Raw genomic sequence first — 10,514 nt, forward strand, 5'->3', positions numbered from 1 at the left:
TGTGTGGGGGTGGGGGGCGCGGCGTGGCCGGTCAGGTCGGTGCGGGTGATGAGGGCGGTCAGGCCGGTCTGGCCGGTGCGGCCGGTCAGGACGGTCAGGTCGGTGCCGCCGGTCAGGCCCGTGTAAGCAGCCAAGCCGGTGCAGGCGGCCAGGGCGGTGCAGGCGGCCAGGCCGGTCAGGCCGACGCAGGCGGCCAAGCCGGTGCAGACGGCCAAGCCGGTGCGGGCGATCAGGCCGGTGCAGGCGGCCAGGGCGGTGCGGGCGGTCAGGCCGGCGCAGGCGGACAGGCCCGTGCAGGCAGCCAGGCCCGTGCAGGCAGCCAGGGCGGCGATGTCTGTGGGGGCCTTGTGGCGGCCTTCGCGTGCGAGCTGGGGCTGGCCGAGCCGCTGCTGCCCTGGCATGCCCTCCGTACCCCCGTCGCCGACCTCGCGGGCGCCCTCGCCTTCACCGCGGGCGCCCTCGGTAAGGCGGCCGCCGACGTCCTCACACTCTCCCGCACGGAGATCGCCGAGGTCTCCGAAGGGACGGGGGGCGGCTCGTCCGCGATGCCCCACAAGGCGAACCCGGTCCGCGCCACGCTCGTCGCCGCAGCGGCGCGCCGCGCGCCCGCCCTGGCGGCGACCCTGTACGGCTCGCTGGTGGCCGAGGACGAGCGGCCCGCGGGCGCCTGGCACGCCGAGTGGGAGCCGTTGCGCGACCTGCTCCGCCTGGTCGGCGGCGCCGCCAGGGACGCGGCCGAGATGGCCGAGGGCTTGCGTGCCCACCCGGAGGCCATGCATGAACATCTCCATCTCACCGGCGGATTGATCGTCTCCGAACGGCTCGCCGCCGAGCTGACACCCCTGCTCGGCAGAGCCCGCGCGAAGCAGCTCCTCACCGACACGGCACGGCGTGCGCGCGCCGAGGGACGCACACTCGCGCAGGTCCTCGCGGAGGAGCCCGCACTGAAGGACCTCGGCCTCGACCTCGCCGACATCACCGACCCCACCCGTTACACCGGTTCCGCCGGCACCCTCATCGACCGCGCTCTGGAGCGACGTTGACCGACGACACGACCGGCAGGCTGCCGCACCACACCACGGAGGGGCCGGACACCGCGCCCCCGCTCCTGCTGGGCCCCTCTCTCGGGACGTCGACCGCCCTGTGGGACGCCGTCGCGCCCGAACTCTCCGCCGCCCACCGGGTCGTGCGCTGGGACCTGCCCGGCCACGGCCGCTCCCCCGCCGACCTGATCGGCCCCGGCGCCACCGTCGCCGAACTCGCGGGACTCGTCCTCGCACTGGCCGACTCGCTCGGCGTCGACCGCTTCGCGTACGCGGGTGTCTCCCTTGGCGGCGCCGTGGGACTGCACCTCGCGGCCCACCATCCGCAGCGCGTGACGCGCCTCGCCGCGATCTGCACCTCGGCGCACTTCGGCGGCGCCGGGCCATGGCGGCAGCGGGCCGCGACCGTGCGCCGCGAGGGCCTGGCCGCGCTCGCGGAGTCGGCGCCGCAGCGCTGGTTCACACCCGGTTTCACCGTGCCCGCCCTGGTGGCGGACTTGCGGGCCGCCGATCCTGGCGCGTACGCCGCGTGCTGTGACGCCCTGGCCGCGTACGACCTGCGGGAGGCCATGGCGTCCATAGTCGCGCCCACACTGGTGATCGCCGGACGCGAGGACCCGGCGACACCGCCCGCCCACGCCAGGGAGATCGCCGACGCGGTACCGGACGCGTGGCTCATGGAACTCGCCGGCGCCTCCCACCTGGCGCCCGCGGAACGCCCGGCCGCCGTGACCGCAGCCCTGCGCGCCCACTTCGCCGCCCCGGCCCGCGCGGAGGGCGGCGGCATGGCCGTGCGGCGCGCGGTGCTCGGCGACGCCCACGTCGACCGCGCGCAGGCCGACGCCACGCCCTTCACGGCCCGCTTCCAGGACTTCATCTCCCGCTACGCGTGGGGCGAGATCTGGACCGACCCCACGCTGTCGCGCCGCGAGCGCAGCCTGATCACACTGACCGCGCTGGTCGCCCACGGTCACCTCGACGAACTCGCCTCGCACATCCGCGCGGCCCGCCGCAACGGCCTCACCCCGGAGGAGATCGGCGCGGCCCTCCTCCAGACGGCCGTCTACTGCGGAGTCCCGGCGGCGAACTCGGCGTTCGCGGTGGCCCAGCGGGTCCTTGCGGAGGAGGAGTAGAGAGTGCGGCTCGGGGCCGGGTGGACCCGCACGCGCGCGTGCCCGGTCACCGCGCCCCGTACACCGGCCCCGGCGGCTGCGCCTCGGCGAGAAGTCCGCGGGTCGCCTCGCCCGCCTCGGCCGGGGTCCAGCGGGCGCCTTTGTCCGCGGTGGGGCCGGGGCGCCAGCCCTCCATGACGGTGATACGGCCCGCTTCGGCCTGGAAGACGCGGCCGGTGACGCCCGTGGAAGCGGTGGAGCCCAGCCAGACGACCAGCGGGGAGACGTTCTCGGGGGCCATCGCGTCGAAGGCGCCGGACTCGGGGGCGGCCATCGTGTCGGCGAAGGTCTGCTCCGTCATACGGGTGCGGGCAGCGGGAGCGATGGCGTTCACGCGTACTCCGTAGGCGGCCAGTTCCGCGGCGGCGACCAGGGTGAGGCCGAGGATCCCGGCCTTGGCCGCGCTGTAGTTGCCCTGCCCGACGCTGCCCAGGAGGCCTGCTCCGGAGCTGGTGTTGACCACGCACGCGTGCGGCACGCGCCCGGCCTTCGCCTCGGCCCGCCAGTACGCGCCCGCGTACTTCAGAGGCAGGAAGTGCCCCTTGAGGTGGACTCTCATGACGGCGTCCCAGTCGTCCTCGTCGAGGTTGACCAGCATCCGGTCGCGCAGGAAGCCCGCGTTGTTGACGAGGGTGTCCAGGCGGCCGTACGTGTCGAGGGCCGCCCGCACCAGCGAGGCCGCACCCTCGGACGTCGCGATGTCACCGCCGTGCGCGACGGCGTCCCCGCCCGCCGCGCGGATCTCCTCGACCACCGCGTGCGCGGGCCCGCCGGAGCCCCCGGAGCCGTCCGGTCCCACGCCGAGGTCGTTGACGACGACCTTGGCGCCCTCGGCCGCGTACGCGTGCGCGTGGGCACGGCCGAGGCCGCGGCCCGCGCCGGTGACAATGACGACGCGGTCCGCGCAGATGCCCGGCCGGTCGGGTGGCGTGGCGGCCTGCGTGGCGGGTGCGGTCATACGGCAACTCCTCTGGTGGCGTTCAGTGGTTGACGGAAGCGGCGTCCAGGAAGGCGGGGCGTTCGCCGCCGCCGTGCAGGTGGAGTGCGGCGCCGCTGATGTAGCGGGCGCGGTCGGAGGCGAGGAAGACACAGGCGTCGGCGACGTCCGAGGGGTCGGCGAGGCGGCCGAGCGGGACCGTGCGGGCGACTCGCGCGACGCCCTCCTCGTCGCCGTAGTGCAGAGGGGCGCTCTCGGTGCGGGCGAGGCCGAGGACGACGGTGTTGACCCGCACGGCAGGCGCCCATTCGACCGCCATGGTCCGCGCGAGGTTCTCCAGACCCGCCTTCGCGGCGCCGTACGCACCGCTGCCCGGGGACGGCCGGGTGCCGCTGACGCTGCCGATCATCGTGATGCTGCCGCCCGACTCCTGGGCGCGCAGCACGTCGTACGCGGCGAGCGAGGCGTACAGCGGGGCGAGCAGGTTCAGTTCGACGACCTTGGCCTGGCGGGCCGGGGCGGTGTCGGCGAGGAGGCCGAAGGGCGTGCCGCCCGCGTTGTTCACCAGGGCGTCCACCCTGCCGTGGTCGGCGGCCACTTCGCGGAAGAAGACCTGGACGGCCCGCGCGTCCCGCAGGTCGAGCGGGCGGAACTCGGCGGCGGCGCCCGCGGCTTCGACGGGCCTATCGGGCGCTCTGCGGGCGCAGACGACGACCCGTGCCCCGGCGGCGAGGAAGCCGCGGGCGATTCCGGCGCCGACGCCGCGGGTGCCGCCGGTGACGACGACCACCTGTCGGGTGTCAGTCATCGCTGCTACCTTTCCAACTAACAAATGTTTGGTTGAAGGCGTGTGGTCGAAAGGTAGCGGATCCTCTGATGTCTGTCTCCACCTCCGTCCCGGACGAAGGCGTGGTTGTCGTCACCGTCGACCATCCGCCCGTCAACGCCCTGCCCGTGCAGGGGTGGTTCGACCTGGCCGACGCCGTGCGCGCCGCGGGGCGCGACCCCGGCACGCGCTGTGTGGTGCTGACGGCCGATGGCCGGGGATTCAACGCGGGCGTGGACATCAAGGAGCTGCGGCGCGACAGCGGCCACGGGGCGCTGATCGGCGCCAACCGCGGCTGCGCGGCGGCCTTCTCGGCGGTGTACGACTGCGAGGTGCCGGTGGTCGCCGCCGTGCACGGCTTCTGCCTGGGCGGCGGCATAGGCCTCGTGGGGAACGCGGACGCGATCGTGGCGAGCGAGGACGCCACCTTCGGCCTGCCCGAGCTGGACCGGGGCGCGCTGGGCGCGGCCACCCATCTGGCCCGCCTGGTCCCACAGCACCTGATGCGGGCGCTGTACTACACCTCGCGCACGGTGACGGCGGCCGAGCTGCACGCGCACGGCTCGGTGTGGCGGGTCGTCCCGCGCGCGGAGCTGCGCGAGGCGGCACTGGATCTGGCGCGGGAGATCGCCCGCAAGGACGGCACGCTGCTGCGCTTCGCGAAGGCGTCGATCAACGGCATCGACCCGGTCGACGTCCACCGCAGTTACCGCTTCGAGCAGGGCTTCACCTTCGAGGCGAACCTGAGCGGCCTCGCCGACCGCATCCGAGAGGACTTCGGCACGCAAGGGGAGGGCAGGGCATGACCCACACGGCACGGACGGGCGCGGCGGCGACGGGCGAGACGCGAGCGGGCATGGGGGCGACGGATGAGGCGCGGCCGGGCAAGGTGATGACGCCCGACGAGATCGTGGGGCGCCTGGTGAGCGGGATGACCCTCGGCATCGGCGGCTGGGGCTCGCGCCGCAAGCCGATGGCCCTGGTGCGCGCGCTGCTACGGTCCGATGTCACGGACCTGACCGTCGTGTCGTACGGCGGCCCGGACGTCGGCCTGCTCGCCGAGGCGGGCCGTATCCGCAAGCTGATCACGGCGTTCACGACCCTCGACTCGATCCCCCTGGAGCCGCATTTCCGCGCGGCACGCGAGCGTGGCGCCCTCGAACTCGTCGAGCTGGACGAGGCGATGTTCATGCAGGGCCTCACCGCGGGCGCCCAGCGGCTGCCGTTCCTGCCGGTCCGCGCGGGCCTCGGTTCGGACGTGATGCGGGTCAACCCCCGGCTGCGTACGGTCACTTCGCCGTACGAGGACGGGGAGGAGCTGGTCGCCGTGCCCGCCCTGCGCATGGACGCGGCGCTGGTGCACATGAACCGCGCCGACCGTTTCGGCAACGGCCAGTATCTGGGCCCCGACCCCTACTTCGACGACCTGTTCTGCGAGGCCTCCGACAGGGCGTACGTCTCGTGCGAGCGGATCGTCGACTCCGGGCAGCTCACCGCGGACGCGGCGCCCCAGACGATGCTGATCTCGCGGCACGCGGTGACGGGCGTGGCCGAGACGCCCAAGGGCGCGCACTTCACGTCCTGCGTGCCCGACTACGGCCGGGACGAGCCCTTCCAGAAGGCGTACGCCACCGCCGCGGCCGACCCCGAGGCATGGGGCGCCTTCCATGACCGCTTCCTCGCCGGCACCGAGCGGGACTACCAACTGGCCGTCCAGGCCTGGCACAAGGAGCAGCGATGACGCCGACCGGTGCGACGAGGGCACGGACCACCACCCGTGCCGAGTACTGCGTAGTCGCCTGCGCCGAGGCGTGGCGCGGCGGCGGCGAGATCCTCGCGTCCCCCATGGGCACGGTCCCGGCCATCGGGGCGCGCCTGGCGAAGCTGACCTTCGCCCCCGAGCTGCTGCTCACGGACGGCGAGGCGCTGCTCATCGGCGATGTGCCGGCCGTGGGCGCCGCGTCGAGCGTGACGGAGGGCTGGCTTCCGTACCGCAGGCATCTGACGATGGTGATGGGCGGGCGGCGGCACGTGATGATGGGCGCGAGCCAGATCGACCGCTTCGGGAATCAGAACATCTCGTGCGTCGGCGACTGGCAGCGTCCACGACGGCAGCTGCTCGGCGTGCGGGGCGCCCCCGCCAACACGATCAATAACCCGGTGAGTTACTGGATCCCGAGGCATTCGACGCGGGTCTTCGTCGAGAAGGTCGACATGATCAGCGGTGTCGGGTACGACAGCGCGGCCGCCGCGGGTCCTTCCGCGACCCGCTTCCACGATCTGCGCCGCGTCGTCTCCGACCTCGGCGTCTTCGACTTCGCGACGCCCGACCACGCGATGCGGCTGGTCTCCCTGCACCCGGGCGTCACGCTCGGCCAGGTGCGCGAGGCCACCGGTTTCACCCTGGCCGTGCCGGAGGACGGCGTCCCGTGCACCCGCGAGCCGACCGACGAGGAGCTGCGGCTGATACGGGACGTGGTGGACCCGCGAGGCCTGCGCGAGCGCGAGGTGCGCGCGTGAGGGCGGGTCCGCCCGTCATCGAGACCCCGCTGACCGAGCTGGTCGGGGTGCGGCACCCGATCGTGCAGACCGGGATGGGCTGGGTGGCGGGCCCCCGCCTGGTCTCGGCCACGGCGGGCGCGGGTGGGCTCGGTGTCCTGGCCTCCGCGACCATGACGGTCGCGCAGCTGCGGGCGGCCGTGCGGGAGGTCAAGTCCCGTACGGACGCGCCGTTCGGGGTCAATCTGCGGGCCGACGCGGGGGACGCGCGGGACCGCGTCCGGGTCATCGTCGAGGAGGGGGTGCGTGTCGCGTCCTTCGCGCTCGCGCCGTCGAGGGAGCTGATCGCCGAGCTGAAGGACGCGGGCGTGGTGGTGATCCCCTCGGTCGGCGCGCGCCGGCACGCGGAGAAGGTCGCCGCGTGGGGCGCGGACGCGGTGCTCGTGCAGGGCGGCGAGGGCGGCGGCCACACGGGCGAGGTGGCGACGACGGTCCTGCTGCCGCAGGTCGTCGACGCGGTGGACATCCCCGTCGTCGCGGCGGGCGGGTTCCACGACGGGCGCGGCCTGGTCGCCGCGCTCGCCCATGGCGCGGCGGGCGTGGCCATGGGCACGCGCTTCTTGCTCACGTCGGACTCGCCGGTGCCGGACGCGGTCAAAGCGCGCTATCTGGCAGCCACGGTCAAGGACATCACGGTCACCACGCGCGTGGACGGCCTCCCGCACCGGATGTTGCGCACGGAACTGGTCGACGCCCTGGAGAGGTCGGGCCGGATCGCGTCCCTGGCCCGTGCGGTGCGGCACGCGGCGGCGTTCCGGAAGGTCTCCGGCCTTGGCTGGACCCGGATGGCACGCGACGGCCTGGCGATGAAGCACGGCAAGGACCTGACGTGGAGCCAGCTACTCCTCGCGGCGAACACCCCGATGCTGCTCAGATCGGCGATGGTGGACGGCCGTCCGGAGGCGGGCGTGATGGCCGCGGGCCAGGTGACGGCCCTGATCGACGACCTCCCGTCGTGCGCGGAGCTGGTGGAACGGGTGATGGAGGAGGCGGCGGAGGTGATGGCCAGGTTGCGGCTACTGGGCTGGGACGGGGCCTGAGGAAGAGGTCCGGGCAACGTGCAGGGCGAGAGCGCCGGGGGGCCTAAATTCAAGCCCGTCCGGCGATTGAGGACCGGGGTCCGGGGCAGAGCCCCGAGGCATCAGCATCAGCACCGCCAGCCGAACCGGCGGACCCCACTGAAGGCACCCTCACCCCCGCACCAGGGCCAACCGCTCCCGCGCCCGCGCGACAAGCCCGTCCGCCCCACAGCTCCGCGCCAACGCAAGCCCCCGCTCCAGATCCGGCGCGGACCCGGCAGCGATCCCGTACTCGACCCGGGCCACCGCGTGCTCGTACGCACAGGGCGAGGCCTCCAGATAGGTGGCGGCCTGACGGTAGAGGGCGATGGAGCGCGCCCCGCTCTCCAGAGCGGCGGCACACCGCAGCGCCTCACCGATGGCGGTGTCCGTGCCGAACCGCTCGGCCTGCATACGGGCGTCGGAGACGAGGTGCTCGGCCCGCCTGGGGTCCTCGTGGGCCAGGGCGCGGGCGAGGTCGTAGGCCCACGGCGCGAGCACGGTGTTGTACTGGCCGCGCGCGGTCAGCGCCTTCGCCGTCGCTTCCAGTTCGGCGAGGCCCTCGCTCGTGCGTCCGAGGGCGAGCAGCAGTCTGCCGCGTACGCAGGGGGCGTCGGGCACGTAGATCGTGGAGGCGGAGGGCGGCGCGAAGCCGTAGCGGTCGGCGATCGCGCCCGCCTCGTCGATGTGCCCGCGCGCCAGCAGCGTGTCGACGAGCATGCTGGCGGCCTCCCAGTGCATGGGCAGCCCCTGGCCGACGCGGTCGGCGAGGCGCAGGCTCTCGCGCAGGGAGATCTCGGCGTCGATCAGCCGCCCGCGCCTGCGGTACACATAGCCGAGGAAGGCGTGCGAGAGGGCGAGATGGCCGCCGCTCCAGCCCGCTGTCTCATACGCGCGAACGGCCTCGGTGAACAGGCTCTCGGCCCGGTCGAGCCGGTCAGCGAAGGCGTACGAACCGCCGAGCATCAGGCGGAGTTCGAAGCTCCATTCCGTGTCGGTCCAGCCGAGGCCGGGCGCGAGGCGGCCGTTGACGAGGGCGCGGTCGCACAGCTCGACGACCAGCTCCGCGTTCTCGCCTCGGGTCATCGCGTCGAAGGCGCGCAGGATCAGCAGGGCCCGTTCGGAGTTGTCGCGCCCGCTGAGCGGACCGGCGAGCGCGGCGAGCCGTCGTGAGCGTCCCGGCGAGTCCTCCTCGCCCGCGTGGATGCCCTCCCACATGTAGTGGACGGCTTGCAGGCGCAGGCGCGCGGGTCCTTCGTCGAGGCGCTCCACCTCCTCGTCGATGGCGCGCAGGCCCTCTTCCAGTTGGTCGTTGTGGACGAGGGCCTGGGAGAGGCGGCAGACCGCGTCGACGCGCAGCTCCTGGTCGAGGCCGCGCATGGAGAGCGCTTCGCGCAGATGCCTGATGGTGGTGGCGGGCGAGGTGAGCAGCGTGGCGCAGCCCAGTTCGTAGAGCACGCGCGCGTGGATCTCGGGCAGCGGTGGTTCCTTCAGTGCCCGCTCCAGACAGCGGCGGGCCGCTTCGGGCGCGCCGACCGCGAGGTGTTCGGCGGCGGCCCGGCGCAGCTGCTCGACCACTTCGGGGTCGTCCTCCGGGTGGACCTCGAGGAGGTGCCGGGAGGCGGCCGCGGGGCTTCGGCCGTCCTGGGTGACGACCGCGGCGGCCACGCCGTGCAGGGCGGTGCGGGTGGCCCCGGGGATGGAGCGGTAGACCGTGCTGGCGATCTGCGGGTGGACGAACTCCATGCCGTCCGCGTCGCGGATCAGGATGCGCGCGGCACACAGGCGTTCCGCGCACGCCTCGGCGGTGGCGCGGGACATTCCGGCGAGCCGGGTGGCCGTTTCGAGGGAGATGGCGGTGCCGAGGATGGCGGCCGCCCAGGCGAAGCGGGTGACATCGGTGCCGAGGTCTTCGAGGCGGGCGATGAGTCCGTGGCCCTTGGCCGTGCGGTTGAGGGCCCGCAGCGCGTCCGCCGAGCTCTCGACCGGTTCCAGTTCGCTGTCCTGGACCTTGGCGAGGAGTTCGACCGACTCGTACGGATTGCCGCCGGTGACCGCCCACACCTCGCGGCAGAACGGGGCGTCGGCGTGCTCGCCGAGCGTGGCGCGGGTCAGGCCCGCGGCGGCGTCCGGGGTGAGGGCGCGCAGGGTGCTGAAGGTGCGGGCGGTGGCGGTGACCGCTGCCAGGTGGCGGGCGCCGCCGTCCTTGGCCTCGCCGGGCCGGTGGGCGATCACGACGAGCACGGGCAGCTCGGCCAGCCGCTGGGCGAACGCGGCGAGCCAGTGCAGCGTCTCCTGGTCGGCCCAGTGCGCGTCGTCGATGAGCAGGGCGAGCGGCCATTTCAGCTGGGCGAGGCGGGAGACCGCTTCGACGAGGCCTTCGCAGACGGCTTTCGGGTCGGCCTGCCGTCCGCCGGGCTCGACCACGCCGAGGGCCGGGCCCGCGATTTCGAACCAGTCGCCGAGGTATTCGCGTGCCTCCTCGGGTGAGAAGGAGACCAGTTCGGGCTGGAGGAGCTGGCGTACGACGTTGAAGGGGACGGAGGTGACCGCCTCGCCGCCGCGTGCCGACCAGACCGTGGCGCCGTGGGCCTCGGCGATCCGGCGCACCTCGCCGAGCAGCGCGGTCTTGCCGATGCCGGCCTCTCCGCTGAAGGCGAGCAGGCCTCCCCCGCTCGTCGAGTCCGCGCACAGCTCCTCGACGGCCTGGGTCACCGCGGCGAGTTCGTCGTCGCGCTCCCACAGCGGGGCCAAGGCGGCTCCTCCGGGCCGTCCCTGCGTCATCGCGCTACCTCCCGGGGTCGCTCAATCGACGTACAGAAGTCGAGACTAGCCGGGTCGGGGCCGCCGTGGAGCGCGGTCGGCGCAGGTACTCCCACAAGGGGTGAGGGGGAGTCCGTTTCCCGTGCGCGGCGGGGG

At 73.9% G+C, this 10,514-nt stretch carries 9 protein-coding genes and 1 pseudogene; 6 read left to right on the top strand and 4 right to left on the bottom strand.

Translation table 11 applies throughout. From position 1 onward, the window contains the following. On the bottom strand, positions 1–401 hold a 401-nt coding region (locus tag GKQ77_RS34165), incomplete at its 3' end, for a hypothetical protein (RefSeq protein WP_219690149.1). On the opposite strand from GKQ77_RS34165, the pseudogene GKQ77_RS19165 reads away from it, so the two are divergent. Together GKQ77_RS19165 and pcaDC are read left to right on the top strand one after the other, a co-directional pair. Then, a pseudogene (locus GKQ77_RS19165) lies at positions 345–1,043 on the top strand (lyase family protein); the annotation flags it as partial. The gene GKQ77_RS34165 and the pseudogene GKQ77_RS19165 overlap by 57 nt on opposite strands. After that, positions 1,040–2,176, top strand: a complete 1,137-nt coding sequence (pcaDC, locus tag GKQ77_RS19170; protein ID WP_258021563.1) for a bifunctional 3-oxoadipate enol-lactonase/4-carboxymuconolactone decarboxylase PcaDC — start codon at positions 1,040–1,042, stop codon at positions 2,174–2,176. The pseudogene GKQ77_RS19165 and the gene pcaDC, both read left to right, overlap by 4 nt. A 46-nt stretch (positions 2,177–2,222) precedes the next feature. On the opposite strand, the gene GKQ77_RS19175 is transcribed toward pcaDC, so the two are convergent. Together GKQ77_RS19175 and GKQ77_RS19180 are read right to left on the bottom strand one after the other, a co-directional pair. Then, a complete protein-coding gene (locus tag GKQ77_RS19175; RefSeq protein WP_219690141.1) occupies positions 2,223–3,173 on the bottom strand; it encodes an SDR family oxidoreductase in 951 nt (316 codons plus the stop codon). 22 nt (positions 3,174–3,195) lie between these two features. After that, positions 3,196–3,960, bottom strand: coding sequence for an SDR family oxidoreductase (locus tag GKQ77_RS19180; RefSeq protein ID WP_219690142.1), 765 nt, complete (start codon positions 3,958–3,960; stop codon positions 3,196–3,198). Positions 3,961–4,028: 68 nt separating this feature from the next. Here GKQ77_RS19180 and GKQ77_RS19185 point away from each other — a divergent pair, with 68 nt between their 5' ends. From GKQ77_RS19185 to GKQ77_RS19200, 4 genes are read left to right on the top strand one after another with little or no spacing between them, the layout of a single operon-like run. Beyond that, positions 4,029–4,784 carry an enoyl-CoA hydratase family protein gene (locus tag GKQ77_RS19185; protein WP_219690143.1) on the top strand — a complete coding sequence of 252 codons (756 nt, stop codon included), beginning with the start codon at positions 4,029–4,031 and terminating at the stop codon, positions 4,782–4,784. Between the two features lie 50 nt (positions 4,785–4,834). Next, positions 4,835–5,719: a CoA transferase subunit A gene (locus GKQ77_RS19190; protein WP_258021564.1), complete on the top strand. Its 885-nt coding sequence runs from the start codon at positions 4,835–4,837 to the stop codon at positions 5,717–5,719. Then, positions 5,716–6,498, top strand: coding sequence for a CoA-transferase subunit beta (locus GKQ77_RS19195; RefSeq protein ID WP_219690145.1), 783 nt, complete (start codon positions 5,716–5,718; stop codon positions 6,496–6,498). Before GKQ77_RS19190 ends, GKQ77_RS19195 begins: the two co-directional genes overlap by 4 nt. Positions 6,499–6,515: 17 nt before the next feature. Further along, positions 6,516–7,577, top strand: coding sequence for an NAD(P)H-dependent flavin oxidoreductase (locus GKQ77_RS19200; RefSeq protein ID WP_219690148.1), 1,062 nt, complete (start codon positions 6,516–6,518; stop codon positions 7,575–7,577). Between the two features lie 150 nt (positions 7,578–7,727). On the opposite strand, the gene GKQ77_RS19205 is transcribed toward GKQ77_RS19200, so the two are convergent. Beyond that, on the bottom strand, positions 7,728–10,379 hold the full coding sequence (locus tag GKQ77_RS19205; protein WP_219690146.1) for an ATP-binding protein: 2,652 nt from the start codon (positions 10,377–10,379) through the stop codon (positions 7,728–7,730). Between the last annotated feature and the right edge of the window lie 135 nt (positions 10,380–10,514).

Source organism: Streptomyces anatolicus (assembly GCF_019400875.1).
Classification (GTDB): domain Bacteria; phylum Actinomycetota; class Actinomycetes; order Streptomycetales; family Streptomycetaceae; genus Streptomyces; species Streptomyces anatolicus.

What these genes read in the sequence shown, in the direction of transcription:
- GKQ77_RS19180 (WP_219690142.1), bottom strand. Translation starts at nt 3,960, where the DNA reads ATGACTGACACCCGACAGGTGGTCGTCGTCACCGGCGGCACCCGCGGC.
- GKQ77_RS19205 (WP_219690146.1), bottom strand. Translation starts at nt 10,379, where the DNA reads ATGACGCAGGGACGGCCCGGAGGAGCCGCCTTGGCCCCGCTGTGGGAG.
- GKQ77_RS19175 (WP_219690141.1), bottom strand. Translation starts at nt 3,173, where the DNA reads ATGACCGCACCCGCCACGCAGGCCGCCACGCCACCCGACCGGCCGGGC.
- GKQ77_RS19190 (WP_258021564.1), top strand. Translation starts at nt 4,835, where the DNA reads ATGGGGGCGACGGATGAGGCGCGGCCGGGCAAGGTGATGACGCCCGAC.
- GKQ77_RS19185 (WP_219690143.1), top strand. Translation starts at nt 4,029, where the DNA reads ATGTCTGTCTCCACCTCCGTCCCGGACGAAGGCGTGGTTGTCGTCACC.
- GKQ77_RS19195 (WP_219690145.1), top strand. Translation starts at nt 5,716, where the DNA reads ATGACGCCGACCGGTGCGACGAGGGCACGGACCACCACCCGTGCCGAG.